The organism is Nonomuraea sp. NPDC049624 (genome assembly GCF_040675255.1).
Classification (GTDB): domain Bacteria; phylum Actinomycetota; class Actinomycetes; order Streptosporangiales; family Streptosporangiaceae; genus Nonomuraea.
The window spans coordinates 67254-94036 of sequence record NZ_JBFAOR010000013.1 but is presented as its reverse complement, the minus strand read 5'-3'; the positions used below and the strand labels follow the sequence as shown (position 1 = coordinate 94036).

The 26783-nt window shown below is 73.6% G+C and carries 27 protein-coding genes; 18 read left to right on the top strand and 9 right to left on the bottom strand.

What is annotated here, in order from left to right; all coding sequences use genetic code 11:
* Positions 1-11 precede the first annotated feature (11 nt).
* The gene (locus AB0J76_RS41215) at positions 12-491 is read left to right on the top strand and encodes a DUF3291 domain-containing protein (protein ID WP_352331513.1); all 480 of its coding nucleotides are present in this window, start codon (positions 12-14) and stop codon (positions 489-491) included.
* Here the strand turns inward: AB0J76_RS41215 and AB0J76_RS41210 are convergent.
* Entirely contained in the window at positions 437-1504 is a 1068-nt protein-coding gene (locus AB0J76_RS41210) for a DUF3866 family protein (RefSeq protein ID WP_364392869.1), read from the bottom strand. The genes AB0J76_RS41215 and AB0J76_RS41210 overlap by 55 nt on opposite strands.
* Positions 1505-1542: 38 nt before the next feature.
* On the opposite strand from AB0J76_RS41210, the gene AB0J76_RS41205 reads away from it, so the two are divergent.
* The 10 genes from AB0J76_RS41205 to AB0J76_RS41160 all read left to right on the top strand — a co-directional run bounded on the left by AB0J76_RS41205 (position 1543) and on the right by AB0J76_RS41160 (position 12041).
* On the top strand, positions 1543-2505 hold the full coding sequence (locus tag AB0J76_RS41205) for a WYL domain-containing protein (protein WP_352328580.1): 963 nt from the start codon (positions 1543-1545) through the stop codon (positions 2503-2505).
* The gene (locus AB0J76_RS41200; protein ID WP_352328578.1) at positions 2502-3470 is read left to right on the top strand and encodes a WYL domain-containing protein; all 969 of its coding nucleotides are present in this window, start codon (positions 2502-2504) and stop codon (positions 3468-3470) included. The genes AB0J76_RS41205 and AB0J76_RS41200 overlap by 4 nt, the downstream gene beginning before the upstream one ends.
* Entirely contained in the window at positions 3467-3685 is a 219-nt protein-coding gene (locus AB0J76_RS41195) for a hypothetical protein (protein ID WP_352328577.1), read from the top strand. The genes AB0J76_RS41200 and AB0J76_RS41195 overlap by 4 nt, the downstream gene beginning before the upstream one ends.
* 13 nt (positions 3686-3698) lie before the next feature.
* Positions 3699-4049, top strand: coding sequence for a Sec-independent protein translocase subunit TatA (tatA, locus tag AB0J76_RS41190; protein ID WP_352328575.1), 351 nt, complete (start codon positions 3699-3701; stop codon positions 4047-4049).
* Positions 4050-4084: 35 nt separating this feature from the next.
* Positions 4085-4978, top strand: a complete 894-nt coding sequence (gene tatC / locus AB0J76_RS41185) for a twin-arginine translocase subunit TatC (RefSeq protein WP_352328573.1) — start codon at positions 4085-4087, stop codon at positions 4976-4978.
* A gap of 16 nt (positions 4979-4994) precedes the next feature.
* Positions 4995-5879 carry a YegS/Rv2252/BmrU family lipid kinase gene (locus tag AB0J76_RS41180; RefSeq protein ID WP_352328571.1) on the top strand — a complete coding sequence of 295 codons (885 nt, stop codon included), beginning with the start codon at positions 4995-4997 and terminating at the stop codon, positions 5877-5879.
* 79 nt (positions 5880-5958) lie between these two features.
* On the top strand, positions 5959-8685 hold the full coding sequence (locus tag AB0J76_RS41175) for a DEAD/DEAH box helicase (protein WP_352328569.1): 2727 nt from the start codon (positions 5959-5961) through the stop codon (positions 8683-8685).
* A 575-nt stretch (positions 8686-9260) separates the two neighbouring features.
* Positions 9261-10913 (top strand): ABC transporter ATP-binding protein, encoded by a 1653-nt coding sequence (locus tag AB0J76_RS41170; protein ID WP_364392865.1) that lies wholly within the window; start codon positions 9261-9263, stop codon positions 10911-10913.
* A gap of 129 nt (positions 10914-11042) precedes the next feature.
* Entirely contained in the window at positions 11043-11621 is a 579-nt protein-coding gene (locus AB0J76_RS41165) for a helix-turn-helix domain-containing protein (RefSeq protein ID WP_352331509.1), read from the top strand.
* A gap of 249 nt (positions 11622-11870) precedes the next feature.
* Entirely contained in the window at positions 11871-12041 is a 171-nt protein-coding gene (locus AB0J76_RS41160) for a hypothetical protein (protein WP_352331507.1), read from the top strand.
* Positions 12042-12184: 143 nt separating this feature from the next.
* On the opposite strand, the gene AB0J76_RS41155 is transcribed toward AB0J76_RS41160, so the two are convergent.
* Positions 12185-13600 carry an RNB domain-containing ribonuclease gene (locus AB0J76_RS41155; RefSeq protein WP_364392954.1) on the bottom strand — a complete coding sequence of 472 codons (1416 nt, stop codon included), beginning with the start codon at positions 13598-13600 and terminating at the stop codon, positions 12185-12187.
* Between the two features lie 36 nt (positions 13601-13636).
* Entirely contained in the window at positions 13637-13969 is a 333-nt protein-coding gene (locus AB0J76_RS41150) for an STAS domain-containing protein (RefSeq protein WP_352324744.1), read from the bottom strand.
* Positions 13970-14248: 279 nt separating this feature from the next.
* Between AB0J76_RS41150 and AB0J76_RS41145 the strand changes: the two genes are divergently transcribed.
* Positions 14249-16333, top strand: a complete 2085-nt coding sequence (locus AB0J76_RS41145; RefSeq protein WP_352324745.1) for an alpha-galactosidase — start codon at positions 14249-14251, stop codon at positions 16331-16333.
* A 25-nt stretch (positions 16334-16358) separates the two neighbouring features.
* Here the strand turns inward: AB0J76_RS41145 and AB0J76_RS41140 are convergent, their stop codons facing one another.
* Entirely contained in the window at positions 16359-16757 is a 399-nt protein-coding gene (locus AB0J76_RS41140; protein ID WP_352324746.1) for a DUF3592 domain-containing protein, read from the bottom strand.
* Positions 16758-17018: 261 nt separating this feature from the next.
* On the opposite strand from AB0J76_RS41140, the gene AB0J76_RS41135 reads away from it, so the two are divergent.
* From AB0J76_RS41135 to AB0J76_RS41125, 3 genes are all read left to right on the top strand, one after another.
* A complete protein-coding gene (locus AB0J76_RS41135; protein ID WP_352324747.1) occupies positions 17019-18650 on the top strand; it encodes an FUSC family protein in 1632 nt (543 codons plus the stop codon).
* Between the two features lie 84 nt (positions 18651-18734).
* A complete protein-coding gene (locus tag AB0J76_RS41130) occupies positions 18735-19238 on the top strand; it encodes a MarR family transcriptional regulator (RefSeq protein WP_352324748.1) in 504 nt (167 codons plus the stop codon).
* A 154-nt stretch (positions 19239-19392) separates the two neighbouring features.
* Positions 19393-20040 (top strand): DedA family protein, encoded by a 648-nt coding sequence (locus AB0J76_RS41125; protein WP_352324749.1) that lies wholly within the window; start codon positions 19393-19395, stop codon positions 20038-20040.
* On the opposite strand, the gene AB0J76_RS41120 is transcribed toward AB0J76_RS41125, so the two are convergent.
* From AB0J76_RS41120 to AB0J76_RS41105, 4 genes are all read right to left on the bottom strand, one after another.
* On the bottom strand, positions 19984-20724 hold the full coding sequence (locus AB0J76_RS41120) for a GntR family transcriptional regulator (protein ID WP_352324750.1): 741 nt from the start codon (positions 20722-20724) through the stop codon (positions 19984-19986). The two genes, AB0J76_RS41125 and AB0J76_RS41120, sit on opposite strands and share 57 nt — an antisense overlap.
* A 28-nt stretch (positions 20725-20752) precedes the next feature.
* On the bottom strand, positions 20753-21454 hold the full coding sequence (locus AB0J76_RS41115) for an HAD family hydrolase (RefSeq protein WP_352324751.1): 702 nt from the start codon (positions 21452-21454) through the stop codon (positions 20753-20755).
* Complete coding sequence (locus tag AB0J76_RS41110) at positions 21451-22176, bottom strand: hypothetical protein (RefSeq protein ID WP_352324752.1); 726 nt, start codon at positions 22174-22176, stop codon at positions 21451-21453. Before AB0J76_RS41110 ends, AB0J76_RS41115 begins: the two co-directional genes overlap by 4 nt.
* A gap of 110 nt (positions 22177-22286) precedes the next feature.
* On the bottom strand, positions 22287-22940 hold the full coding sequence (locus tag AB0J76_RS41105; protein ID WP_352324753.1) for a GntR family transcriptional regulator: 654 nt from the start codon (positions 22938-22940) through the stop codon (positions 22287-22289).
* Positions 22941-23000: 60 nt separating this feature from the next.
* Between AB0J76_RS41105 and AB0J76_RS41100 the strand changes: the two genes are divergently transcribed.
* Positions 23001-24188, top strand: a complete 1188-nt coding sequence (locus AB0J76_RS41100; RefSeq protein WP_352324754.1) for a CoA transferase — start codon at positions 23001-23003, stop codon at positions 24186-24188.
* Positions 24185-25027, top strand: a complete 843-nt coding sequence (locus AB0J76_RS41095) for an aldolase/citrate lyase family protein (protein ID WP_352324755.1) — start codon at positions 24185-24187, stop codon at positions 25025-25027. The genes AB0J76_RS41100 and AB0J76_RS41095 overlap by 4 nt, the downstream gene beginning before the upstream one ends.
* On the opposite strand, the gene AB0J76_RS41090 is transcribed toward AB0J76_RS41095, so the two are convergent.
* Positions 25024-25662: a TetR/AcrR family transcriptional regulator gene (locus tag AB0J76_RS41090; protein ID WP_352324756.1), complete on the bottom strand. Its 639-nt coding sequence runs from the start codon at positions 25660-25662 to the stop codon at positions 25024-25026. The two genes, AB0J76_RS41095 and AB0J76_RS41090, sit on opposite strands and share 4 nt — an antisense overlap.
* Before the next feature lie 130 nt (positions 25663-25792).
* Here AB0J76_RS41090 and AB0J76_RS41085 point away from each other — a divergent pair, with 130 nt between their 5' ends.
* A complete protein-coding gene (locus AB0J76_RS41085; protein WP_352324757.1) occupies positions 25793-26773 on the top strand; it encodes a sugar ABC transporter substrate-binding protein in 981 nt (326 codons plus the stop codon).
* Positions 26774-26783: the final 10 nt, after the last annotated feature.

The following is a 26783-nucleotide window of genomic DNA, read 5'->3' as shown; positions in this document are numbered from 1 at the left end:
TGCTGAGCCCCATGCATCTGGCCCAGCTCAACGTCGCGCACCTGCGCGCGCCCATCGACGCCCCCGAACTCGCCGAGTTCGTCGCCCTGCTCGAACCCGTCAACGCCGTCGCCGACGAGGCCCCCGGCTTCGTGTGGCGGATGAAGGAGAGCGAGAGCGACCCCACCGCCACCGTCACGCACGACTACGGCGACCACCTGCTGATCAACTTCTCGGTGTGGGAGTCGCTGCAGACCCTGTGGGACTTCACCTACCGCAGCGTGCACCTGGGCGTGCTGCGCCGGCGCAGGGAGTGGTTCCTGCGCGTGGCCGAGCCCTACATGGTGATGTGGTGGGTGCCCGAGGGGCACATCCCCTCGCTGGCCGAGGGCATGCGGCGGCTGGAACGCCTCAGGACCGAGGGGCCGAGCCCCGAGGCGTTCACCTACAAGGACTCCTACGACAGCAGCGAGGCCGCCAGCCTGCCCGCCGCCGCCGAGGTCAGGAAGTAGGGCAGGTCCTCCTCCAGGCCCCTGCCCATGGTGGACAACTTCACGGGCGCGGCGCGCAGCGCCTCGTGCAGGCCGTCCACCGGCACCGGCACCAGCCGGTGCCGGGCCGCCAGCGGCCCGGCCTGCTCGCGCACCCGCTCGCCGAACGCGCCGGGCAGCCGCGGCACCGCCACGTCGGCCGGCGACAGCGCGACCCGGCCGTAGGCGGTCAGCGAGTGGTGGGAGACGCCGACGTGCCGCTCGCGCGCGTCGCCCTCGCTGACCCGCAGCGCCGCCACCGGACGGCCGCCCAGCACCCCGGCGGCGTTGACCGCCTCGCCCGCCGCCACGCCCGAGAAGCCCCAGCGGGTGCCCGTGCCCAGGTTGCCGGGGCCCTGCGTGACGATCGCCACGTCGGCCCGCAGCACGTGCCTGGCCGCCAGCAGCCCGGTGTGGACGGTGACCGTCTCGACGTCGCCGCCGAATGCCTGACCCGTCGTCACCACGCCGGCCAGCCAGCCGGTCTCGCGCAGCCGGGCCGCCGACATCGAGAACCAGGCGGGCAGCGCGCCGCCGTCCTGCATCACGTACGCCACCCGCAGGCCGGGGGCGCCGTCGTACAGGCCGGACAGGATCGGGGCCAGCGCGGAGTGCAGATCGGCCACGATCACCGGCATCCCGGCCAGGTCGTCGGCCTCGCTCAGGACGTCGTGGAACGGCGAATCCTGCTCGTCGGCGCCCAGCACCGTGGCCTGCAGCGGCGTGTAGCGCGCCTTCACCAGATGCCCGGGACCCACCGGATCTTGCGGCAAACGGTTCGGGACGGCCACCACCATGGCGTAACCTCCCGTACCGAGACCCATCGCGAGTGCGGTCGTGTTGAGCAGCACCTCGTCACCGGGTTCCGGGCGGCCCACCAACGGGGGGTAGGCCAGTGCCCGGCACTCACCTTCGGGGACGGCGACATCCAGCTCCACCGCTCCCGGCCACTCGCGTCGGATCCGGACAACCTCGCCCTTGCGCCATCTGATCACGGGGGCAGGGTAGCGTCGATGAAGGAGGAGTGAGGCAGATGTCGCGCCGTAAGACCGAGCGGTTGCTGAATCTGGTGATCTGCCTGCTCGCCACCCGTCGCCCGCTGTCGGCCGAGCAGATCCGCCAGGCGGTTCCCGGCTACGACCGCGACGGCGACGAGGCGTTCCAGCGCATGTTCGAACGCGACAAGAACGAGCTGCGCGAGATCGGCATCCCCATCGACGTCGTACGCGACCCGTGGGAGGACGAGCCGGGCTACCGCATCGACCCGCAGTCCTACGAGCTGCCGGAGATCACCCTGGAGCCCGACGAGGCCGCCGTGCTGGGCCTGGCGGCGCAGGTGTGGCAGCGGGCCAGCCTGGCCGAGGCCGCCTCGGGGGCGCTGCTGAAGCTGCGCGCCGCCGGCGTGGCCACCGACGAGCCGGTCGGCGGCCCGATCGGCGGCGGCGCCCTGGAGCTGCGCGTCGACACCCGTGACCCGGCCTTCCCCGCCCTGTGGGACGCCGTGCGCGACCGCCGCGTGGTGCGCTTCGACTACCGCGCCTCCGGCAGCGAGACCGTGCGCGCCCGCACCGTCGAGCCGTGGGGCGTGGTCAGCCGGCGCGGGCGCTGGTACCTGGCCGGGTTCGACCGCGACCGCGCCGCGCCGCGCGCCTTCCGCCTCAGCCGCATCGCCGGGCCGGTCACCGCCCTCGGCCGTCCCGGCGCCGTCGAGGTGCCCCACGGGGTCGACCTGCGGGCCATGGTCGGCTTCCCCGAGGAGCCCGTGGACGAGCGCGTCGCCGTCATCCGGGTGCGCCGGGGCACCTGCGAGGGCCTGCGCCAGCTCGCCAGGGCCGTGCACCCGCGCGCCGACGGCTGGGACGAGGCCGAGCTGGCCTTCGCCGACCCCGAACGCCTCGCGGGCTGGATGGCCAGCCTCGGCGCCGACGTCGAGGTGGTCGGGCCGCCCGACGCCCGCGAGGCCGTCATCCGCCGTCTGAAGGGAGCCCTGGCATGAGCGGTTCGGCTGACCGGCTGCCCAGGCTGCTGGCGCTGGTGCCGTACCTGATGTCCCACCCGGGGGCCCAGGTCGGCGAGGTCGCCGAGGTGTTCGGGCTGAGCGAGAAGCAGCTCATCGACGACCTGCAGCTGGTGTGGATGTGCGGCCTGCCCGGCCACACCCCCGGCGACCTCATCGACGTCTCCTGGGACGGCGGCGAGATCATCATCGACAACGCCGACACCATCGCCCGGCCGCTGCGGCTCGGCATCGACGAGGCCAGCGCGCTGCTGGTCGCGCTGCGCATGCTGGCCGCCACGCCCGAGCTGGCCGACGTGGCCGCCGGCGACGCGCTGCCGCGCGTGGTGGCCAAGCTGGAGCGCGCCGCGGGCGAGGGCGCGGCCACCGTCAGCAGCCAGGTCGCCTTCGACGTCGAGGCCGCCCCCGACGCGCTCGGGCGGGTGCGCGAGGGGCTCACCGCCCGGCGCCGGCTGTCGCTGCGCTACTACGTGCCGGGGCGCGACGAGGTCACCCCGCGCGAGGTCGACCCGACCCGGGTCGTGGTCGCCGACGGCCGCACCTACCTGGAGGGCTGGTGCTACCGGGCCGAGGCGATGCGGCTGTTCCGGCTCGACCGGGTGCTCGGCGTCGACGTGCTCGACGTGCCGGCCGACCCGCCGGCCGAGGCCGAGCCCATCGACGTCACCCGCGGCGTCTTCCGTCCCTCGCCAACCGACGAGCTGGTGGAGCTGGAGGTCAGCGCCGCCGGGCGGTGGGTGGCCGAGTACTACCCGTGCGAGGAGGTCACCGAGCTCGGTGAAGGACGGCTGAAGATCTCGTTGCGGGCGCGTGACGAGGACTGGATCGTCAAGCTGGCGCTGCGGCTCGGCGACACCGGCCGGGTCGTCTTCCCGCCCGCGATGGCCGAGACCGTGCGCGAGGAGGCCGAGCGGGCCCTGGCCCTGTACGCTCAGCACCCATGACGTGGATCTTCTTGGCCGCCGGGCTGGTCCTGGCCGGGCTGGCCGTGCTCGGCGTCGCGGGCGCCAGGGCCGTCGCCGCGGCACGCACCCTGACGAGGGAGGTCGCCGCGGCGAAGGCGCGTCTGGAGCGGGGGCAGGTCAGATTGACGCCCCGGAAGGATGAGACCACGGCCCCTGGGGGCGTACCATCGGGGCTGAAGACCGGCACTCGCTGATAAAGGACGTTTCATGTCGAACCTTGGAGTTCCCGAGCTCCTGATCATCGCAGGCGTGCTCGTCCTGCTGTTCGGTGCCAAGAAGCTGCCCGACGTGGCCAGGGGCGTCGGCAGGTCGCTGCGCATCTTCAAGTCGGAGACCGCCAAGCTCCGCGATGACGACGACGACACGCCCCACACCACGGTCCAGGCGCAGCAGGCTCCGGCTCCGGCCCAGCAGCCCGCACCGCAGCCGATCACCCCCGCTCCCGCCCCGGCCCCCGCCGCCGCCCCGGCGCTCTCGGCCGAGGAGCAGGCCCGCCAGCTCGAGGAGCAGGCCGCCCGCCTGCGCGCCAGCGCCGCCCAGGCCGACAAGCAAGGCTGACCCCCCTTCCTCCTCCTTCACCCCTGGACGTGCGAATGGCGCTGCTCAAACGGTCGAGAGAGTCCGGATCGGCCCCCGACCCCGAGGGCCGGATGCCGCTCATGGAGCACCTGCGCGAGTTGCGCAACAGGCTGCTCATCTCGGTTCTCGCGGTGGTCGTGGGCATCGTCGTCGGCTGGATGTTGTTCGACCCGGTGTGGGAGGCGCTGCGCGCGCCCTACTGCGAGACGGTGCAGTCGCGCCAGCTCAACGGTCACTGCAGCCTGGTCTACAACGGCATCTTCCAGTCCTTCTTCATCACCCTGAAGGTCTCGGCGATGGTGGGCGTCGTGGTGGCCTCACCGGTCTGGCTCTACCAGATCTGGGCCTTCGTCACCCCGGCCCTCTACCGCAACGAGAAGCGCTACTCCATCGCGTTCCTCGGCCTGGCCGTCCCGCTGTTCGTGTTCGGCGCGGGCCTGGCCTACGTCATCATGGACACCAGCCTCGGCATCCTGCTGAGCTTCTCGCTCGAGGACACCGTCGCGACGATCTCGATCGACGAGTACCTCGACTACGTCCTGATCATGTTGTTGATCTTCGGCGTGTCGTTCGAGCTGCCGTTGCTGCTGGTCTTCCTCAACGTCATCGGCGTCCTGTCCCACGCGGCCGTCAAGAAGCACCGGCGTACGGTGATCTTCGCGATGTTCGTGTTCGGGGCGGTCATCACCCCCGGTGGCGACCCGCTCACCATGATGGCGCTGGCCGCGCCGATGATCATCCTGTACTTCCTCGCCGAGCTCTTCATGTACGTGCGGGAGCGCCGCAGGCCCGCGGGCGAGGACTTCTCGCACCTGTCCGACGACGAGGCCTCGCCGCTGGCCGACGCTCCGTCCGACATCGCGTCCGACGCCGCGTCCGACACCGAGGATTCCGACGGCGCCCGATAGGCGATAGGTTCCGGGCGTGGCCCCCCAAATCGCCCTGCTCGTCAACCCCGCCGCACGCGGCGGGCGCACCCTGCGACTGCTCGAACCCGTCGCCCGCCGGTTGCGGGCCGGCGGCGCCGAGCTGTCGGTGATCGTCGGCACGGACGCCGCCGACGCCCTCGAACGTGTCTGCACCGCCGTCGCCGAGCGCCCCGACGCGCTGGTCGCCTTCGGCGGCGACGGGCTGGTGCACCTGGCCGTCCAGGCCGTGGCGGGCACCGACGTGCCGCTGGGCATCATCCCGGCCGGCACCGGCAACGACTTCGCCGCCGCCCTGGGGCTGGCGCGCGATCCGCTGGCCGCGGCCAGGACCGTGCTGCGGATGCGGGCCCGGCCGGTCGACGCGGCCCGCGTCCGGGCGGGGGAGTCGGAGGAGCTGTTCGCCGGGGTGCTGTGCTGCGGCTTCGACTCGCGCGTCAACGAACGCGCCAACCGGCGCACCTGGCCGCCGGGCAAGGGCCGCTACCTGGTGGCGGTGGCCGAGGAGCTGCGCGCCTTCCGGCCCATCCCGTTCCGGGTCACGCTCGACGACGGCGAGGTGGTCGAGCAGGAGGCCATGATGGTCGCCGTGGCCAACACCCGCTCCTACGGGGCCGGCATGCGCGTGTGCCCCGACGCCTCGCCCGACGACGGCCTGCTCGACGTGATGATGGTCGGCGCGGTGTCCAAGGGAGAGTTCCTGCGCGTCTTCCCGGGCGTCTACCGGGGCACCCACGTGGGGCACCCGGCGGTGTCGGTGCGGCGGGCCCGCCGGGTCACGCTGGAGGCGGCCGACGTGGTGGCCTACGCCGACGGCGAGCGCGTGGGGCCGGTGCCGGTCAGCTGCGAGATCCAGCCCGGCGCGCTCCGCGTGCTCACCTGAGCCGCGACGTGAGGGCTGTTCGCCGCGGGCCGAGTCCGCCAGGACGGACCGGAATGGCGATTTCGGTAGGCTGACGGGTATGACAACGCCAGCGGAACGCTACGCGGCCTTCCGTCAGAAGCACGGAGACGACGGAGGGGCGCTGAGATCGTTCCGCGGTCTCTACGACTTCGAGCTCGACGACTTCCAGCTCGACGCCTGCCGGGCCCTGGAGGCGGGCGACGGCGTCCTGGTGGCCGCGCCCACCGGGTCGGGCAAGACGGTCGTCGGCGAGTTCGCCGTGCACCTGGCCCTGGAGCAGGGCCGCAAGTGCTTCTACACCACCCCCATCAAGGCGCTGTCCAACCAGAAGTACAACGACCTGGTCAAGCGCTACGGCACGGCCAAGGTCGGCCTGCTGACGGGCGACAACAGCGTCAACGGCGAGGCCCCGATCGTGGTCATGACCACCGAGGTGCTGCGCAACATGCTCTACGCCGGCTCGGCCACGCTGGCCGGGCTGGGCTTCGCCGTCATGGACGAGGTCCACTACCTCGCCGACCGCTTCCGCGGCGCGGTGTGGGAAGAGGTCATCATCCACCTGCCGGAGTCGGTGCGCCTGGTGGCGCTGTCGGCCACGGTCAGCAACGCCGAGGAGTTCGGCGAGTGGCTGGGCGAGGTGCGCGGCGACACCACGGTCATCGTCGACGAGCACCGGCCGGTGCCGCTGTGGCAGCACATGATGGTCGGCAACCGCGTCTACGACATGTTCATGACCGACGACCTGACGCCGCGCATCAACCCCGCGCTGATGCGGGTCACTCGCGACGCCGAGCGGCTGATGGCCGGGCGGCGCGGGCGCGGCGGCTACGGCAAGGTCCACCGCTCGCGTCCGCCCGACCGCGTCCAGGTGATCGAGAAGCTCGACTCCGAGGGGCTGCTCCCGGCGATCACCTTCATCTTCTCGCGGGCCGGCTGCCAGGCGGCCGTGCAACAGTGCCTCTACGCCGGCATCCGGCTGACCACCGACCGCGAGCGCCACGAGATCAGGCAGCTCGTCGACGAGCGCACCGCCCACCTGCCCGACGAAGACCTGGCCGTGCTGGGCTACCTGGAGTGGCGCGACTGCCTGGAGCGCGGCCTGGCCGCCCACCACGCGGGCATGCTGCCGGCCTTCAAGGAGGTCGTCGAGGAGCTGTTCACCCGCGGCCTGGTCAAGGCCGTCTTCGCCACCGAGACGCTGGCGCTCGGCATCAACATGCCCGCGCGCAGCGTGGTGATCGAGAAGCTCGACAAGTGGAACGGCGAGACCCACGCCGACCTCACCCCGGGCGAGTACACCCAGCTCACCGGGCGGGCCGGGCGGCGCGGCATCGACGTCGAGGGGCACGCGGTGGTGCTGTGGCAGCCGGGCATGGACCCGCTGTCGGTGGCCGGGCTGGCCGGCACCCGCACCTACCCGCTGCGCTCCAGCTTCCAGCCGTCCTACAACATGGCCGTCAACCTGGTGGGCCAGTTCGGCCGCGAGCGCGCCCGCACGCTGCTGGAGGAGTCCTTCGCGCAGTTCCAGGCCGACCGGGCGGTCGTGGGCCTGGCCAAGCAGCTGCGCAAGCACGAGGAGGCCCTGGAGGGTTACCAGGAGGCCATGACGTGCCACCTGGGCGACTTCCCCGAATACGCCGCGCTGCGCCGGCGTCTGTCCGACCGCGAGGCCGAGCTCTCCAAGCAGCGCGGCGCGGCCCGGCGCGCGGCGGCGGTGCGCTCGCTGGAGGCGCTGCAGCCCGGCGACGTGATCCGGGTGCCGGGCGGGCGCCGGGCGGGCCTGGCGATCGTGCTCGACCCGGGGCGCAACCCGCGCGGGCACGGCCCGAGCCCGCTGGTGCTGACGATCGGCAAGCAGGTCAAGAAGCTCGACCCGGCCGACTTCCCGGTGCCGGTCGAGCCGCTGGAGAAGCTGCGCATCCCGAAGAACTTCAACGGCCGCTCGCCGAAGGAACGCGCCAACCTCGTCTCCACCCTGCTGGCCAAGATCGGCGACCGCGACCTCGGCAAGCCGGCCAGGGCGCGCGACCACTCGATCGACGACGACGAGGTCATCGAGCTGCGCCGGCGCATCCGCCAGCACCCCTGCCACGGCTGCGACGAGCGGGAGGACCACGCCCGCTGGGCCGAGCGCTACTACAAGCTGCAGCGCGAGACCGAGGGGCTGCGCCGCCGCGTCGAGGGCCGCTCCCACGTCATCTCCCGCACCTTCGACCGCATCTGCTCGGTGCTGGAGCAGCTGGGCTACCTCGACGGCGAGGCCGTCACCGACGAGGGCCGCCGCCTGGGCCGCCTCTACACCGAGCTCGACCTGCTGACCGCCGAGTGCCTGCGCGGCGGCCTGTGGGAGGAGCTCGAACCGGCCGAGCTGGCCGCGTGCGTGTCGGCGCTGGTGTTCGAGTCGCGGCAGTCCGACGACGCGCGCCGTCCCAAGATCCCGGCCGGGCGGGCCCAGGACGCGCTGTCGTCCATGATCCGGCTGTGGGGCGAGCTGGAGGGCATCGAGTCCGACCACGGGCTGTCCACCATCCGCGAGCCCGATCTGGGGTTCGCCTGGGCGGCGTTCCGCTGGGCCAAGGGCCACAGCCTCGACGCGGTGCTGCTGGAGGGCGTGGCCGGCAACGAGCTGGCGGCCGGCGACTTCGTGCGCTGGATCAAGCAGCTGATGGACCTGCTCGGCCAGCTCGGGAACGCGGCCCCCGAGGGCAGCAAGATCAAGCAGACCGCGGGCAAGGCGATGGACGCCATGCGGCGCGGCGTCGTGGCGTACTCGTCGCTCACCTGAGGGCTCGCCTTGAGGGCTCGCCTGAGCCGCGGGAATGCGCGCGAAGGGCGGGCGGATCCGGCCGGATCCGCCCGCCCTTCGGGTTTTCCGATGAGGTGAGAACCAGTTCTGAGGAGCATCTTTGAGCGTTTCGTGACCGCCATAAGCGCATTTGGCGATTTACGGCGCATTTAAGCGGCCGGCAGAACTGCCTTTGTGGCCGGGATTCACCGGTCAATTCTCCCTTTAACGGCCGAAGTTCGGGTGATTTGCGGCGAATTCGTGGGTATCGTCCCATTTGTCGAATGGAACAGCCATACGGGGGAGGAAGAGATGGCTAACAACCAGCTGACCCAGCCCGGCTTCCAGGAGTCCTGGCGCTGCCGCCGTCGTCGGTGGTACCGCCGTCGCTGCTGCAACTACCGCAGGTGGTGGGGCTGGGGGTGGTAGAGCAACCCCGTGAGAGCCGGCGGCCCAGCCGCCGGCTCTCCCTTACGCTCTCCGGCCGTGAACTCGCTCCCGCCGTTTCCATCCGTCGAACCTTTCGCGAGTTCTGGCCGGACACCAAAGGTCTGCGCCGGTTCTTCGCGTGTGGCGTGGTGTTCGCCGTCCTCGCAGCACTCTGCGAGGTCGCCGCGATCCGCCTGTTCGGGCACATCACGGACGACGTGCTCGCCACACGCGATCTGGACGCCTTCTGGGCGCCCGCCTTCACCTGGCTCGGCCTCGCCGCCCTCGCCGGGCTGACGTCCTTCGTCGGGACGTACGCCACGGCCTACGGCGCGGAACGTTTCCTGCTCGCCCTGCGCGACCGCGTGTTCGCGCACATCCAGACCCTGTCGCCGGACTTCTCGGAGAACCGGCGGCTCGGCGACCTCATGGCCCGGCTGACCGACGACATCCAGGCCATCGAGGAACTGGTCGGCTCCGGCCTGGTCAAACTGTTCACCACCGCGGCCAGCGTGGTGTTCTTCGCCGGCGCCGCCTTCCTCATCCGGTGGGACCTCGCCCTCGTCACGATGGCGCTGATCCCGGCGTTCCTGGTCGTCTCGAAGCTGTTCGCGGCCAGGTTCAGGACGGCGGCGGCGCGCGAGCGGCTCAGCAACGGCGCCATGAACAGCGTGCTGGAGGAGGGCCTGGCCAACCAGGCGCTCGTCCAGGCCTACAACCGGCAGGCGGCCGAGTCCGGGCGCCTGCACGGCGAGGGCCGCCGCTGGCTGCGCGCCAACCTGTCCCAGGCCTGGCTGTCGGGGCTCTACCAGCCCGTCGTCCAGGTCATCGAGACGGTCTGCCTGATCGTCATCATCGGGTTCGGCGCCTGGGAGATCGTCTCCGGACGGCTCACCCTGGGCGGCCTGCTCGCCTTCGCCGCCTACCTGGCGATGCTCTACCCGGCCGTGCAGAGCCTGGGGGAGCTCGCGCTGACGGTGTCGGAGGCGGCGGCGGGATCGGACCGGGTGATCGAGGTCCTGCGCGTCCGGCCCCTCGTCACCGACCCCGAGGGGGCGGTGGCGCTGCCCGGCCGGGCCGAGGGACGGGTGGAGTTCGACGGCGTCGGCTTCACCTATCCGGGACGCACCCGGCCCGCCGTGCGCGATGTGTCGTTCACCGCCGGGCCCGGCGAGCTCGTCGTCTGCACCGGGCCCAGCGGGAGCGGCAAGTCGACGCTGGCCAAGCTGCTGCTGCGCTTCTACGACCCGGAACGCGGCCGCATCCTGCTCGACGGCCGCGACATCAGGGGCCTGACGCGGGAGTCGCTGCGTGCCAACGTGGCGATCCTGCACCAGGAGACGCTGCTGTTCTCGGGGTCCGTACGCGACAACATCGCCTACGGCCGGCCGGACGCCTCGCTCGGCGAGGTGATCAGGGCGGCCGAGGCGGCGGGCGTGCACGACTTCGTCAAGCTGCTGCCCCAGGGGTACGACACCCCGGTCGGGCAGCGGGGCCGGCTGCTGTCCGGCGGCCAGCGGCAGCGGATCGGGATCGCCAGGGCCATCCTGCGCGACGCGCCCGTCCTGGTGCTCGACGAGCCGATGACCGGGCTGGATGACGCCACCGTCGCCCAGGTCATGAAGCCGCTGCGGCGGCTGATGGCCGGGCGCACGACCATCCTCATCACCCACGACCTGCGTCACGTGCCGGAGGGCGCGCGAACCGTGGAGCTGGAGCCGGTGCCCCGCGAGGAGCGCATCAGGCTCAAGCGCGTCGGCTCGTTGGGCCTCCGGCCGCCGCTGGCGGCGCCGCCCTGAGCGGCGGGTGCCACAGGTCCGCCTGCGGCCGCCCCTCCTGGCTCCGGCCAGGGCGGGCGGCCGCGCCACGCCGGGCTACCGCCCGGTAGAATCGGAGCCCTCCCTCCGCTTGCCGAAGGCAGGTTCCCCATGGGCGACCACAGCTCCGCCCGGCCGTTACGCGCCGACGCCCGCCGCAACCGCGAGCGGGTCCTGCAGATCGCGCAGGAGGCGCTGACCGCCGACGGGCTGACCATCTCCCTCGACGAGATCGCCCGCCGCGCCGGGTTCGGGGTCGGCACCGTTCACCGGCACTTCCCCACCGAGGAGGCGCTGCTGGAGGCCGTGCTGCTGGGCCGGGCCGAACGTTTCGTGGCCGACGCCCGCGCGCTGGCCACCGCCGAGGACGCCGGGCGGGCCTTCTTCGGCTGGTTCTGCCGGGTCGCCGAGCAGGCCGCGGCCCACCAGGCGCTGTGCGACCTGCTGGACGGCGGCGCGGAGCCGGCGCCGCGGCCCGGCCCGGGGCTGGAGGCCGACCTCGCCGACGCGATCGGGCGGCTGCTGGCCCGCGCGCAGCGCGCCGGGGCCGTGCGCCGCGACCTGTCCGCCGACGACGTCCGCGACCTGCTGCGCGGCGCGGTGGCCGCCGAACGCCACGCGCGGGGCAGGGGCGCGGCCGGGCGGCCGGCCGCCGTGATGTGCGACGGCATGCGCGCCGGCGCCCACTGACGCCGCCGTGAGGTGCGGCGGGACGGGCTGACGCCGCTGTGAGGTGCGGGACGTGCTGACGGACACGACGTGCGGCGGGACGGGCTGGGCCGACTTGACCGGCCGGTCAAGGGGGTGTCGTCATATGGCTACACATCGTCACCCTCGGGGCAGTTTCTCCGCCGAATCCGGCGGACATCCCCAAGACGTAGGAAAGGGATCCCCTTCAGGCCCATCAGGCCGGGGTCCGGTCAGCTCGGGAGGTAACCCGTGTTCGCTCTCATCGCCGCCCTGTTCTTCCTGCTCGCCCTGATCTTCGACATCGCCGGCACCGCCGTCGGCAACGTGCTCACCGCGGGCACGCTCACCACGGCCGGGCTGCTGTGCGTCGCCCTCCACCTGCTGGGGGTCGGCGCGGGATGGTCGCCGCTCAAGCGGTGAGGGCAGGTCCGCCCCCGGGGCCGCGCGCGAGCACGTCCGGCGCGCGGCCCTCGCCGTGCCCGCGGTCGCCCGGGGCGCGGCGACTCGCCGTGCCCGCGAAGGGCGGCCTCGCGGCGGGCTTCAGGCCAGGGTCGCGGCGGGCTTCAGGCCAGCGTGAAGCGGACCTCGCGGGTGGCCGGGTCGGCCTGCGTCAGGCGGACGGTGACCCGCTCGCCCAGCGGCAGGACGCCGTCGCAGCGGGCGATCACGGCCGGTTCGACGAGCTGCACCTGACCGCCGCCGCGGCGCTCGTCCACGTCGATCACCATCGCCTCGAACGACTGGCCGATCCGCTCGCGCAGCAGGAACGCCTCCACCAGGTCCACGCAGGCCCGGTCGACCGCTCCGGCGCGGCGGCCGGTCGCCGACATGATGTCGGGCAGCAGCGGCAGCGCGGCCCGTATCTCGGAGGGCACCGGCTCGCCCGCCGCGACGGCCAGGCACACCTCGGTCGCGTACCGGTCCACCAGGCGCCGCAGCGGCGCCGTGACGTGCGCGTACGGCGCGGCCACCGCCGCGTGCTCGGCCAGCTTGGGCGGCGCGCCGTCGAAGGCCGCGTACCCGGCGCCGCGCAGCAGCACCTTCGACTCCTGCAGGAACGCCGCCTGCTGCGGATTCTTCGGGTCGAGGTCGTGCACGACCTCCCCGTAACCGGCGCCCTCGGGCCACGGCACGCCGAGCGCCTGCGCGACCCTGCGCACCTTGGCCAGGTCGTCCGGCTGCGGCGCGGGCAGCACGCGCAGGATGCCGACCTCGGCGTCCAGCATCATCGAGGCGGCGGCCATGCCGGTCAGCAGCGAGATCTGGGCGTTCCACGCCTCGGCGGGCAGTGGCACGCGGAACTCCAGCCGGTAGCCGCCGTCGGCGTCCCGGACGACCTCCTGCTCGGGCGTGGGCAGGGTGACGCCGCCGCGCGCCCGCTCCAGCCCCAGCCGCAGCGCGCCGATCTCGGCCAGCAGGCTCAGGGTGCCGTCGGCGGTGCCGGTGTCCACGGCCGCCTGCACGTAGGCGTAGTCGAGCCGCTCGCGGCTGCGCACCCGGGCGCGCTGCACGTCGGCGCCGACGATCCGGCCCTCGGCGTCGAGGTCGACGCGCCAGACCGCGGCCGGACGGATCGCGCCCGGCAGCAGGCTCGCCGCGCCCTCCGAGAGCACCTTGGGATGCAGCGGCACCCTGCCCACCGGCAGGTACACCGTCTCACCCCTGGTACGGGCCTCGGCGTCGATCTGCCCGCCCGGCCGGACGAAGGCCCCGACGTCGGCGATGGCGTACCAGACGCGGTAGCCGTCGCGCAGCCGTTCCAGGTGCAGGGCCTGGTCGAGGTCCATCGAGCCCGGCGGGTCGACGGTCACGAACGGCACGTCGGTCAGGTCTTTGGCGTCAAGCCTGGGCACCTGCGCCACCCAGTCGGCCTCGTCGAGCACGTCCTGGGGGAAGCCGGCGGGCAGCCGCTGCTCGCGCAGGACGCGGTCGAACCCGTCCTCCAGCCTGGCGGGGATCGGGCCAGGAACCTGAATCATCGACACGCCCACAACCTACTCAAGGCGGGCGTAACGTCACGACTGGGGCGTCAAATGGGCGTCGAGGCCGGTGATGCGCAGCAGCCGCTTCATGTTGGGCGGGACGTTGGCCAGCCGCAGGCTGGTGTGCCCGCGGGCGGCCTGGTTGTGCAGCGAGACCAGGATGCCGAGCCCGGCCGCGTCGATGAAGGACAGGCCGCCCACCTCGATCACCACCGACATGTCCGGCCGCCGCGCGCGCCCGGCCTCCTCCAGCACGCCGAGCAGGTGGCCGCGGACGGCCTCGGTGGTGGCGATGTCGAGCTCGCCGCTCAGGGAGACGGTCACGGTCGTGTCGTGGCGGCTGGTGGTCAGGTGAAGAGAATCCATGTCGGCTCCCCGCTGTTGGTCCGGGCGGAGGAAAGTGGTGCTGACTACGGGGACCCGCCCCTGGCCGAAGGCGCCGGATGCGACGATCGTCACGCAGCGCTACGGTCTGTTTCCGAAGAGGAGTGTACATGCCCTCCTGTCCGGGCTCGCGGAGCAGGCCCCCTCCGTGCGAGGAGCCCGCCGCGACCGGCCCCACGGGTCTTGCGGGCGTTGCGGGCGGGGGTGTACTGCCCGGTAACGTCTCGTTCCACGTGATCCACCGACTTCGAGGAGCGTGACGTGCCCCCCGTCATCCTTTCCGCCGCCGGCTCGGCCCTGGTGCTCGACGACTCCGGCGCCGGGCTGCCGCGGGTGCGGCACTACGGCGCCGACCTCGGCGCGGTCACCGGCGCCGACCTGGCGCCCGCACTGCTCTCGCTGACCCCCGCGCTGGCGCTGCTGCCCGGCCAGGACGAGTCCTGGTTCGGCCGGCCGGGCCTGTCCGGTGACCGGGCCGGTGAGCACTGGCCGGTGCGCTGGAGCGCCGAGAGCGTCGAGACGGCGGCCGAGCCGGGCGCGGGCGGCCGCGTGACCGTCGCCGCCGTGGACGCCGAGGCGGGGTTGCGGCTGCTCAGCGAGCTGGTGATGGACGCCTCCGGCGTCGTCATGATGCGGCACACGGTGACCAACACCGCCGCCTCGCCGTACCGGCTGCAGGGGTTGACGTGTGCGCTGCCGCTGCCCGCCAGGGCCGGGGAGCTGCTGGACTTCACCGGACGGTGGGCGCTGGAGAAGGTGCCGCAGCGCAGGGAGTTCGGGCAGGGGGTGTGGTCGCGGGAGAGCCGGCGCGGCCGTACCGGGCACGACGCGACCGGCCTGCTCGTCGCCGGCACGCCCGGATTCGGTTTCCGGTCCGGCGAGGTGTGGGCCGTGCACGCCGGCTGGAGCGGCGGCCACGTCCACTACGCCGAACGGCTCGTCGAGGGCCAGGCCGTGCTGGCCGCCGGCGAACTGCTCGAACCCGGCGAGATCACCCTCGCCCAGGACGGCGCCTACAGCACCCCGTGGGTCTACTTCACCTGGTCCGGCAGCGGCCTGGACGAGGCCGCCGGCCGCCTGCACGACCATCTGCGGGCCGCCCGTCCCCTCCCGGTGCGCCCGGTCACCCTGAACAACTGGGAGGCCACCTACTTCGACCACGGCCTCGACCGGCTGCGCGAGCTGGCCGACAAGGCGGCCGCCGCCGGCGTCGAACGGTTCGTGCTCGACGACGGCTGGTTCCGCCACCGCCGCCACGACCGCGCCGGGCTCGGCGACTGGTACGTCGACGAGGACGTGTGGCCCGGCGGCCTGCACCCGCTGGCCGAGCACGTACGCGGGCTGGGCCTGCAGTTCGGCCTGTGGTTCGAGCCCGAGATGGTCAACCCCGACTCCGACCTGGCCCGCGCCCACCCCGACTGGATCCTCGCCCGCGCCGCCCGTCCGCCCGCGCTCTGGCGCAACCAGCAGGTGCTCGACCTGGCCCGGCCCGAGGTCTACGACTACCTCCTCGACCGCCTGGACACGCTGACCCGCGAGTACGCGCTGGACTACATCAAGTGGGACCACAACCGAGACCTGGCCGAGCCCGTCCACGACGGGACGCCCGGCGTGCACGCCCAGACGGCCGCGGTCTACCGGCTGATCGACGAGCTGCGCCGCCGCCACCCCCGGCTGGAGATCGAGTCGTGCTCGTCGGGCGGCGCGCGCATCGACTACGGCGTCCTGGCCCGCACCGACCGCGTGTGGGCCTCCGACAGCAACGACGCCCTCGACCGGCAGGCCATCCAGCGCTGGACCGGGCTGCTGGTGCCGCCGGACCGCATGGGCTGCCACGTCGGCGCGCCCCGCGACCACATCACCGGCCGCGCGCTGCCGCTCGCCTTCCGGGCGGCGACCGCGATGTTCGGCCACATGGGCGTGGAGTGGGACCTGACCTCGGCGAGCCCGCAGGAGCTGGCGGAGCTGGGCGTCTGGATCGCGCTGCACAAGCGGCTGCGGCCGGTGCTGCACGCGGGCCGGGTCGTGCGGGCCGACCATCCCGACCCCTCGACGCTGCTGCACGGGGTCGTGCTGCCCGAACGGGCCGTGTTCGCCTGCGTCCAGCTCACCAGCCGCGTCACCGTCAGCCCCGATCCGTTGCGGCTGCCGGGGCTCGACCCGGCCGCGCTGTACGAGGTGCGCGCCGCGGGGCCGCTGCCGGAGGGCGCGGGGTTGCCGCAGTGGGTGTTCGCGCCGGCGCGGCTGCCGGGGGCGGCGCTGGCCGAGCTCGGGTTGCCGGGGCCCGCGCTGCGCCCGGCCTCGGCGCTGGTCTTCGAGGTCGAACGGGTGGGGCGGCACGGCTAGCCGAGCGCTCGCCGTGCCCCGGCGGTCAGTGGGCGGCCGGGCGCCAGGGGGCGTCGGCGGGGGAGGGGCGCCAGGCCGCCCAGTCGATGCGCACCCGGTCCGGGCGGGCCGGGTCCACCTTCACGGGCAGCACCGCGCCCGGGACCACCAGGCCCATGGGGATGCGCGGCAGCGTCTGGCGGTGGGCGACCCGGTAGGCGGGGCCCTCGTGCGGCTGCACCACCAGCCCGAAGCTGACGACGGGCTGGTCGTTGACGGACATGTGGGTGTCGGCCATCGACTCCACCACGGCCTGCGCGGGAATCCCGGTCGCCAGGAGCCGCCGGCCGTTCCTCGCCATGATCAGGAACGGCACGCCGACCGCGGCCGTGATCAGCGTCGTCCCGGCGGTGATCGCCACAGCCAGCAAGATTCCCGTGGTCACTGTGCTTCCCCAGTTCTGTCCTCCGCCCGGCGTCCGGGCGGCTCGTCCCGTCTGTTCTCGAAGGAGTTTCTAGCCGGGACGGCTTGACCGCCGCTTGATCGCCGGTTGCAAGATCCCGTCGCCGACCTGGTTTATTTCACGGGTAAAACACCTGGTAACCTTTTGGGGATGACCAGCGCCCGCAGACCCCGAGCCCGATCCCGGTCGTCCCGCCTCCCGCCGTCCCCTGTGGCGTCGGCGGGGTGGCGTGCGCGGCTGCCCGTGCGTGCGGCGCTGCGGCTGGGGCCCGTCGGCGACATCTGGCACAAACCCGCCCTGAGCGCCGTCGTCGCCCTCGCCGTCCCGCTGCTGGCCCTCCTGTGGGCCGGACGGCTCGACCTCGTGCCCTACGCCGCCGCCGGCTCGATGTGCGCCCTGTACGGTCACGGCTTGCCGTACGCGGCCCGTGCCAGGGCGCTGGCCTGGGTGGTGCTGGGCATGACGGCCGGCACGGCGGTCGCGCTGGCCGCCTCGGCCCTCACCGGCTCGGTCGCCGTCCGGGTGGCGGTGGCCGCCCTGCTGGCCGGGCTGCACAAGGCGGTCTGCGACGCCACCCGGATCGGGCCGCCGGGGAACGTCGTGCTCACGTTCGTCGCGGCCGGCGCGGTGTTCGTACCGCAGGAACTGGGCGACGTGCCCGCCCACGTCGGCCTCGGGCTGCTCGGCGGGCTCCTCGCCTGGACGGTCGGCATGGCCCCGGGCCTCCTCCGCCCCGACGGCCCCGAACGCGTCGCCGTCGCCCGCGCCCTCGAATCCACCGCCCACCTCCTGCGCACGGCCCCCGGCCCCTGCGCCCTCCGCGAGGGGCGCGAGGCTGCCGCGGACCACCGGGCGCGCCATGCCGCTGCGGCGGCGGTCAACGCCGCCTGGCAGACGCTGCTGCGCTCCGGCGTCCCCGCCCGGCGCCGCGACGCGCTGGCCCGGCTGCTGGTCCGCGCCGAGTCGGCCGCCGCCGGGATCGCCGGGATCGCCGGGATCGCCGGGCAGACCGGTCCGGGCGCTTCGGGGGGCGTGCGGCGGGTCGTCGCGGGAGAGCTTGGCGGATGGGCGCGGGATCTGCGTAAAGGTCGTCCGCTGCCGTCCCCGCGCGAGGTCGTGCCCGCCGCGGGCGAGCGGGCCGAACTGGCGGGCGTCGCGGGGGAGTCGGCGGAAGGTTCCGGCGTCGCGCGGGTGGTGGCGGAGGTGGCGAGGCGGTGGCGGGTCGTCGGGATGGTGTTCGCCGGGGCCGCGGTGGCCGGGTGGGGGTCGATGGCGCTGGGGGTGGGCAGGCCGTACTGGGCGGTGGTGACGGCGGCGGCCGTGTTCGCGGCCAACACCACCCTGTCCTGGAGCCGCGCGATCCAGCGCGTCGTCGGCAACCTGCTGGGCGTCGGGCTGTTCACCCTGGTCGCCCCCGTGACCCGGCTGGGCGCGGCGGCGCTCGTCGTGGCCGTCCTGGCGTTGCAGTTCGCGACGGAGGCGGCCATCACGCGCAACTACTGGCTGGGAAGCGTCTTCGTCACGCCGATGGCCATCCTCATGGGGGAGTTCGCCGGGACGCGGCCGGTGGCCGAGCTCGTGGCCGATCGCTGGCTGGACACGTGTCTCGGCGCCGCGGCGGGGCTGCTGGCCTGCGTGCTGGTGCCGGACCGGCGGGCGGCCCGGCGCGTACGGGCGGGGCTCGTACGTCTGGAACGGATGCTGGCCGGGACGCCGGAACCGGGGGAGCGTGACCGGCTCCGCGCGGCGCTGGTGGAGGTCCGCGAAGCGGCCGACGTCGCCGCGGGCGAGTGGTGGCCCGCGGCGCTGCCCCACGAGCGCATCGCCGCCGCCGAGCGCGCCGGCCACCGCAGACTCGCCACCCTGTACGCCTGATCGCCCCGCCCGGGGCCGGGGCGGCGCCGCCGGCGCGTACGATCGGAGCCACCGGAAGATCGGCACGATGAGAGGAACGAGCACGTGGAGGACGCCGTCGCGAAGGCGTTGCGGCAGTGGCGGCAGGTCCTTCCCGACGCCGACCTCGACCCGATCGCCGTCATCGGCAGGCTCAACCGCTGCGCCGCGCTCCTGCAGCAGGCCGCCGACGCCCCGCTCGGGCGTGCCGGGGTCAGCCGTCCCGAGTACGACCTGCTGTGCGCCCTGCTCAGGGTCGGCGGCGAGCTGACGCCGGGCAGGCTCGCCCGCGAGACGTTCGCCTCGGGAGCCGCGGTGACCAAGCGGGTCCGGCGGCTGGAGGAGATCGGCCTGGTCGCCCGGCGGGTGGACGAGCGGGACCGGCGCGTCGCCCACCTCTCGCTGACCGGCCGCGGCAGGGAGCTGATCCTGCGCCTGCTGCCCGAGCAGCTCGACTACGAGACCGAGCTGCTGGAAGGGCTTCCCCGCGACCGCGAACGCCAGCTCGCCGACCTGCTGGCCGAACTGCTGCTCGTCCTGGAGGGCCGCCTCGGCGGCCTGCTCGGCTGAGCCCCCGCCGCCTCCGCACGCCGGCCCCGGGAAGCGCGGCCCGGCAAAGCGGTCCGGGCGTGCGGTCCGGGCGTGCGGCTCGGGCTGCGGCGCGGGCGTGAGGTTCGGGTGGCGGAGGGATGGAGGAGGCGGGGAGCGGGGTTAGGGTGGCCGCGTGCATATCGACGAATGGCTGCAAGCGATCCCCGCCGCCTGGTTGTGCGCGATGGTCGCGCTCGTGATCGGCCTGGAGAGCCTCGGCATCCCGCTGCCCGGCGAGATCGTGCTGGTCAGCGCCGCCATTCTGTCCGCCAAGGGCGTGGTCAGCCCGGTCGCCGTCGGCGTCTGCGCGAGTGCGGGGGCGATCGTGGGCGACTCCGCCGGCTACGCCATCGGGCGCAAGGGCGGCCGCCGGCTGTTCGAACGGCTGGGCCGCCGCTTCCCCCGCCATTTCGGCCCCCGTCACGTCGCCAAGGCCGAGAACTACTTCCACCGGTACGGCGTCTGGGCCGTGTTCGTCGGCCGCTTCATCGCGCTGCTGCGCATCCTGGCCGGGCCGCTGGCGGGGGCGCTGCGCATGCCGTACTGGCGGTTCGCCGTGGCGAACGTGCTGGGCGGCATCGTGTGGGCGGGTGGCACCACCGCGGTGATCTACTACCTCGGCATGGTGGCCGAGAAGTGGCTGAAGGGCTTCTCGTGGGTCGGGCTCGGGGTGGCTGTGCTGTTCGGCATCGGCACCACGCTCTACCTCAAGCGCCGCGCGGCCTCAGCGCTCGATGAGGGTGACCTCGAGGGAGTAGTGAGAGGCCCGATAGACGTGTGAGCCGTGCTCGACGGCCCGGCCCTGGTCGTCGTACGTCGTCCTGATCATGGTGAGCAGCGGCGCGCCGCGGCGCTCGTCGAGCAGCTTGGCCTCGACCTGGCCGGCGGCGCGGGCCCCGATGCGCTGGTTGGCCACCCGCATGCGCACACCCGCGCCGCGCAGCAGCTCGTACAGGCCGCGGCCCTCCAGGTCGGCGGCCGAGAGCGGGGCCAGGCCCAGCGGCAGCCAGTTGTGCAGCACGGCGAGCGGCTCGCCGGCGGCGAAGCGCAGGCGTTCGAGGTAGAGGATCTCGGTGCCGGGCTGGACGCCGAGGATGGCCGCCTTGTCCTCCTCGACCGGGCGCGGCTCCAGCGCGAGCACCTGCGTGGCCGGCTCCTGGCCCGAGCGGCGCAGGTCGTCGTAGAGGCTGGTCAGCTCGACCGAGCGCTTGACCTGGCCGTGCACCACCTGGGTGCCGACGCCGCGCTTGCGCACCAGCAGGCCCTTGTCCACGAGGTATTGGATCGCCTGGCGGATCGTCGGCCTGGACAGGCCGAGTTTGTCGGCGAGCAGGATCTCGTTGTCCAGCCGGGAGCCGGGCGCCAGGTCGCCGCGCCGGATCGCCTCGGCGATCTGCTCGGCCACCTGGAAGTAGAGCGGCACGGGGCTGGATCGGTCCAGGTCGATGGCCAGGTTCGGGGTCATGCTGATCAGCCTAACCGAGGTCAGAATGTCAAGACAAATAGCGTGTGGCGAGCAGTGCGGGCAGCCCGGCGAGCGAGGTGAGGCGGGGGAACCCGGCCGGCGCCGCCTCGACTCCCAGCCGGTCGATCCACACCGAGGGCATGCCGGCCGCCGCCGGGCCGCGTACGTCGTTGTCGAGGTCGTCGCCCACCAGCAGCACCTGCCCGGGCGGCAGCCCGAGGGCCCGCGCGGCGGCGGCGTAGCAGGCGGCGGACGGCTTGAAGTGCCCGCCCAGGCACTCGCCGGTCAGCACCGGGCCCACGTCGAGGCCGAGCGCCCGGATCTTCGCCTCCTGCACGCCCTGCGACCCGTTGGTCAGCACGCCCAGCGGGTAGCCGCGCAGCTCGGCCAGCGCCGGGGCCACGTCGGGGTAGGCGGCCCAGCCGCGCCGGTAGTGGTCGGCGTAGCTCGCGAAGGCGGCCTCCAGGTCGGCGGGCGCCTCGACGGACAGCTCCCGGCACAGGGCGCGCACCCGGCGGCGGCGCTGCTCCTGCCAGGAGCACTCGCCGGCCTGCCAGGCGGCCAGGTGGGGGATCTCCAGCGCCGCCCACAGCGCGGCGACCTCGGGCAGGCGGGGATGGCCGGGGGCCAGCTCCGACGCCCACGCGGTGATCGCGGCGTCGGCCGCGCCGCGATGGTCGAGCAGAGTGCCGTCGAGGTCGAACAGGATGCCCTTGATTCCGCCGCTCACCCGGCGAGCATATCGGCGGCGACGCGGGCGGCCGTCTCGCGCGGCGGGTAGCCCAGGGTGAGGCCGCGCACCGAGCGCGGCGCGGCGGCGAAGCGCGCCTCGGCGTCCTCGCCCAGCACGTAGGCCAGGGCGGGGGACAGGCCGCGATGCGCTTCCAGCGCCGCCACCTCGGCCGCGGCCCGCGCGGGGGGCAGGGCCTCGTGGTAGTCGGCGATCAGGGAGTCGAGGTCGAAGAGCCGCTCGTAGGGCTCGGTGGTGCCGGCCACGACCCGGACGGCCGCGCCTTCGGCGCGCGCCCGGTAGACCAGGCCGGTGCCGCCGCTCCTGGCGAACCAGCGCAGCGCCTCCTCGGCGGGCAGGGTGAAGGTGCCGTACGGCTTGCGCCCGTACAGCAGGGCCTCGGCGATCCAGCGGTCGCACCAGTGCTCGTCGCGGTACGGCGTCGGCGACCCCGGGTCGCAGCTCAGGCCCTGGGCCAGCACCGGGTTCCAGGCCGAGACCAGCGGGCTGCTGAAACGCGGCATGCGGGGGCCCAGGCAGCGGCTCAGCGCGTAGCCGTACCAGACGGTGACGACCTCGGTGCGCCGCCTGGGACGCCTGCGCTCGTAGGCGCCGTTCATCACCTGGCCGTCGGGGTGGCGCCAGGGGCCGGGTTCGGTGGCCTGGTCTGTGGGGACCCGGGGGGTGCGGTAGTCGGGATTGAGCGTCCACACGTCCGCCACAGTGTCGGCTCCTTCGGCGTCGGGGTCGCGGCAAGACCATCAGAGTGACTCATCGTGCAACACCCGTCACGCTGAATCAATGAACCGGTGGTGAACGATGATGTTTGTCATCAGTGGTGCTTGCGGTACTCGCCCGCCTGCCGGATGTGGTCGATCATGACGCGTTCCGCGGCGTCGGCGTCGCCCGCCTCCAGGGCGGCCAGCAGCCGCTCGTGCGCCTGGAGCTGCCGCCCGACCTGCTCCGGGTCGAGCCACAGCGACGCCTCGGCGGGCACCGGGACGCCGTTGCGCACCGACCTGGCGTGGGCGCCGAGGAAGGCCGGGCCGCCGATGTCGACGATGCGCAGGTGGAAGCGGCTGCTCTGCTCGGCCAGCCGGTCGTGCCTGCCCTGCTCGGCGTCGGCGGCCATCTCGCGGTGCAGGTCGCGCAGCCCGGCCAGGTCGCCGGCGGTGATCCGGGCGGCGGCCAGCCGCGCGCCCAGGCCCTCGACGACCGCGCGCAGCCCGTAGTACTCGGCCAGGGCGTCGTCGCCGAGGTCGATGACGGTCGCGCCGTGGTGGGCCTCGTAGCTGATCAGCCGGTCCTTCTCCAGCCGCCGCAGCGCCTCGCGCACGGGGGTGACCGAGACGCCGAGCCGCCGGGCGACGGCCCCGGCGCGCAGGGCGGTGCCGCCCGGGATGCGGCCGCCGCGGATCTCGTCCAGCAGCACGCTGTAGACGTAGTCGGCCTTGCTCATGGGCGGCGTGGGCTCGCTCGCTGTCATGTCTCCAGTCTCTCGCACGGCCGGTCGCGGCTATTACTTATTTCTTATAACTTACAAACTATGACAAGTCTCGCCGACCTGCGGGTCATCGACGCGGCGACGCTGTTCGCCGGTCCCTCCGCCGCGATGATGCTCGGCGACTTCGGCGCCGACGTGATCAAGATCGAGCACCCGCGCCGCGGCGACCCCTCGCGCGGCCACGGCGCCTCGGTGGACGGCGTCGGCCTGTGGTGGAAGTCGTTGTCCCGCAACAAGCGCACCGCCGCCGTCGACCTGTCCCGCGCCGAGGGCCAGGAGATCCTGCGCCGCCTGGCCGAGCGCTCCGACGTGCTGATCGAGAACTTCCGTCCCGGCACCCTGGAACGCTGGAACCTCGCGCCCGAGGACCTGCTCAAGGCCAACCCGCGGCTGATCGTGGCCCGGATGACCGGGTTCGGGCAGATCGGTCCGATGGCCGGGCGGCCGGGGTTCGGCACGCTGGCCGAGGCCATGAGCGGGTTCGCGGCCATGACCGGCGAGCCGGACGGCCCCCCGACCCTGCCGCCGCTGGCCCTGGCCGACGGCATCGCCGGTCTGGCCATGTCGTACGCGATCATGGTGGCGCTGCACGCCCGCGCGGCGACCGGCCGCGGCCAGGTGATCGACCTGGCCATCATCGAGCCGATCCTGGGCCTGCTCGGGCCGCAGATGACCGCGTACAAGGCGCTCGGGGTGGTGCCGCGGCGCACCGGCAACCGGTCCAGCAGCAACGCCCCGCGCAACACCTACCGCACCCGCGACGGCCGCTGGGTGGCGATCTCCACCAGCGCCCAGCCGATCGCCGAGCGGGTCGTCACGCTGGTCGGGCGGCCCGACCTGGTCGAGCAGCCGTGGTTCGCCAGCGGTCACGGCCGCGTCCAGCACGTGGACGAGCTGGACGAGGCGGTCGCCACCTGGATCGCCGCCCGCGACGCCGACGAGGTGATCGCCCGCTTCGAGGAGGCCCAGGCCGCCGTCGCCCCCATCTACGACGTCACCGACCTGGCGACCGACCCGCAGTACGCCGCGCTCGGCACGTTCGTCGAGCTGCCGGACGAGGAGCTCGGCACGGTCACCCTGCAGAACGTGCTGTTCCGCCTGTCGGAGACGCCCGGCGAGATCCGCTGGCCGGGCCGCCCGCTCGGCCACGACACCGACGAGGTGCTCGGCGAGCTGGACTACCCGGCCGAGACCGTCGCGGCCCTGCGCGCGGCCGGGGTGATCGCGTGAACGCCCCCGTCACCTGGCTGTACGTGCCCGGCGACCGCCCTGAGCGCTTCGCCAAGGCCGCCGCCTCGGGCGCCGACGTCGTCATCGTCGACCTGGAGGACGCGGTCGCGCCCGCCGCCAAGGACGCCGCCCGCGCCCACGCCGTCGCCTACCTGCGCGGGCCCAGGCAGGCCGGGCCGGCGATCCACGTCCGGGTGAACGACGTGACGACCGCGCGCGGCCTGGCGGACCTGGCGGCCGTGGGCGAGCTGGCCGACGCCGTACGGCTGCCCAAGGTCGAGTCGGCCGCCGCGCTGGACGCCCTGCCCGGCACGGCCCCCCTGTACGCGCTGCTGGAGTCGGCGGCCGGGATCGTCGAGGCCCGCGCCGTGGCCGCGCACCCGCGGGTGGCGGGCGTGGCGCTGGGCGAGCAGGATCTGGCCGCCGAGCTGTCCCTCACCGACGAGACCGCCATGAACCAGCTCAGGCTGCAGGTCGTCCTGGCCGCCGCGGCGGCGGGCCTGCCGCCGGTGCCCATGTCGGTCTACCCCGACATCAAGGACGAGGACGGGCTCCTCGCCTCCTGCCGGGCCGGCCGCGCGCTCGGCCTGTTCGGCAGGACCGCCATCCACCCCGCACAGCTCCCGGCCATCCGGCGGGCCTTCCGCCCCACCGAGGAGGAGACGGCCAGGGCCGCCGAGATCGTCGAGGCGGCCGAGCGGGCGGGCACGGGCGCCGGCGCGGGGGCGGTCGCCCTGCCCGACGGCCGCTTCGTGGACGCCCCGGTCCTGGCCAGGGCCCGCCGCGTGCTGGACCTGGCCCGCCGGCTCGCCCCCGCCGACCGGCCCGGACCCGGTTAACGGGAGGGGTACCAGCGGACCTGCAGCTCCTCGTCCGCCGGGGCCGGGCCGGGCAGGTCGCGGTGGGCGGGCGGCACCCGCAGCGAGTCCATCATCAGCGTCAGGTAGCGGTGGCGGAGCTGGGAGGTGCGCTCCTCGTCGCCCAGCTTGATCGAGGCGATCTGCTCGAACAGCAGCGCGATGTCGGCCACCGTGACGTCGGCCCGCAGCACGCCCGCCTCGACCGCCCGGCGGTGCAGCCGGGTGGCCAGGTCTCCGGCGTGGACGGCGTCGTGGTAGAGCTCCTCCGTCGGCTGGAAGGTGCCGGCCAGCTTGATCGTCAGGGAGTTGGTGTCGGCGTCCACGATGCCGCGCAGGTAGGAGGCGAACGCCTCCCAGGGGTCGCCCTCGTCGTCCATCGCCCGCTGGGCCACGGCGGCGTAGAGCTTCAGCCCGTCGCCGCACAACTTCTGCAGCAACGCCTCCTTGCTGGGGTACCGGCGGTAGAGCGCGCTGATCCCGACACCCGCCTTCTCGGCCACGGCCGCGATGGGCGCGCCCGGATCGGCGGTGAAGACCGCCCTGGCCGCCTGGAGGATCAACTCGTCGTTGCGGGCCGCCTGCGCCTTGCGGCCGCTCATGGGTGCGCTGGTCATGCCTCCAGCATACGGGAACGAAAGATTCCGTTCTACTTCCGAGAGTGATCGAGGCGCTGGTCCGTATGTCTATACAAAGAGATCACATTGCGGTAGAACCAGGCTAGCCCGTTGGTCTTGGAGGTATTCGATGAGACGTACCCCGATCGTGCTGGCGCTGGCCGGCGTACTCGCCCTGACCAGCTGTTCCTCCTCCGGCGAGCAGGGCGCGCAGAGCGCCGCCCCAGGCTCGGCCGCCGCCCCGGCGGGCGGCGGCGGCCGCTTCGCCGTCATCACCCACGGCGGCGCCGGGGACGCCTTCTGGGACGTCGTCAAGAACGGCGCCGAGGCCGCCGGCAAGCAGTACGGCGTCAAGGTCACCTACCAGGGCGACGGCGACCCCGCCAAGCAGTCGCAGCTCATCGACCAGGCCGTCGCGGAGAAGGTGGACGGCCTCGTCGTCTCCATGGCCAACCCCGACGCGCTCAAGGAGGCCGTCGGCAAGGCCGTCGCGGCGAAGATCCCGGTCGTCACCATCAACTCCGGGGCCGACTCCTCCAAGGCGTTCGGCGCCCTCACCCACGTCGGCCAGTCCGAGGACGTGGCCGGCCGCGGCGCGGGCGAGCAGCTCAGGGCCGCGGGCGTCACCAAGCTGCTGTGCGTCGTGCACGAGGCCGGCAACGTCGGCCTCGACCAGCGCTGCAAGGGCGCCGAGCAGACCCTGGGCGGCACGGTCGAGCGCCTGCAGGTGGACGTCGCCAACCTGGCCGACGTGACCTCCAAGGTCACCGCCAAGCTGCAGTCGGACAAGCAGGTCAACGGCGTGCTCGCGCTCAACCCGGCGGTCGCCGTCGCGGCCAGGGACGCGATCAAGGACTCGGGCTCGCAGGCGAGACTCGCCACCTTCGACCTGTCGGGCGACGTGGTCACCGCGATCAAGGACGGCGAGATCCTGTTCGCCGTCGACCAGCAGCAGTACCTGCAGGGCTACCTGCCGATCACGTTCCTGAAGCTGTACAAGGACAACCTCAACACCGTCGGCGGCGGGCTGCCGGTCAACACCGGGCCCGGGTTCGTCACCAAGGACAACGCCGAGCAGGTGGCCAAGCTGGCCGAGGCGGGCACCCGATGAGCGGCCGCCG

Excerpts from the sequence above, each read along its gene's own strand:
- AB0J76_RS41215 (WP_352331513.1), top strand. The coding sequence starts at position 12 with ATGCATCTGGCCCAGCTCAACGTCGCGCACCTGCGCGCGCCCATCGAC.
- AB0J76_RS41205 (WP_352328580.1), top strand. The coding sequence starts at position 1,543 with ATGTCGCGCCGTAAGACCGAGCGGTTGCTGAATCTGGTGATCTGCCTG.
- AB0J76_RS41200 (WP_352328578.1), top strand. The coding sequence starts at position 2,502 with ATGAGCGGTTCGGCTGACCGGCTGCCCAGGCTGCTGGCGCTGGTGCCG.
- AB0J76_RS41195 (WP_352328577.1), top strand. The coding sequence starts at position 3,467 with ATGACGTGGATCTTCTTGGCCGCCGGGCTGGTCCTGGCCGGGCTGGCC.
- tatA (WP_352328575.1), top strand. The coding sequence starts at position 3,699 with ATGTCGAACCTTGGAGTTCCCGAGCTCCTGATCATCGCAGGCGTGCTC.
- tatC (WP_352328573.1), top strand. The coding sequence starts at position 4,085 with ATGGCGCTGCTCAAACGGTCGAGAGAGTCCGGATCGGCCCCCGACCCC.
- AB0J76_RS41175 (WP_352328569.1), top strand. The coding sequence starts at position 5,959 with ATGACAACGCCAGCGGAACGCTACGCGGCCTTCCGTCAGAAGCACGGA.
- AB0J76_RS41165 (WP_352331509.1), top strand. The coding sequence starts at position 11,043 with ATGGGCGACCACAGCTCCGCCCGGCCGTTACGCGCCGACGCCCGCCGC.
- AB0J76_RS41155 (WP_364392954.1), bottom strand. The coding sequence starts at position 13,600 with ATGATTCAGGTTCCTGGCCCGATCCCCGCCAGGCTGGAGGACGGGTTC.
- AB0J76_RS41150 (WP_352324744.1), bottom strand. The coding sequence starts at position 13,969 with ATGGATTCTCTTCACCTGACCACCAGCCGCCACGACACGACCGTGACC.
- AB0J76_RS41120 (WP_352324750.1), bottom strand. The coding sequence starts at position 20,724 with ATGACCCCGAACCTGGCCATCGACCTGGACCGATCCAGCCCCGTGCCG.
- AB0J76_RS41105 (WP_352324753.1), bottom strand. The coding sequence starts at position 22,940 with ATGACAGCGAGCGAGCCCACGCCGCCCATGAGCAAGGCCGACTACGTC.
- AB0J76_RS41100 (WP_352324754.1), top strand. The coding sequence starts at position 23,001 with ATGACAAGTCTCGCCGACCTGCGGGTCATCGACGCGGCGACGCTGTTC.
- AB0J76_RS41090 (WP_352324756.1), bottom strand. The coding sequence starts at position 25,662 with ATGACCAGCGCACCCATGAGCGGCCGCAAGGCGCAGGCGGCCCGCAAC.
- AB0J76_RS41085 (WP_352324757.1), top strand. The coding sequence starts at position 25,793 with ATGAGACGTACCCCGATCGTGCTGGCGCTGGCCGGCGTACTCGCCCTG.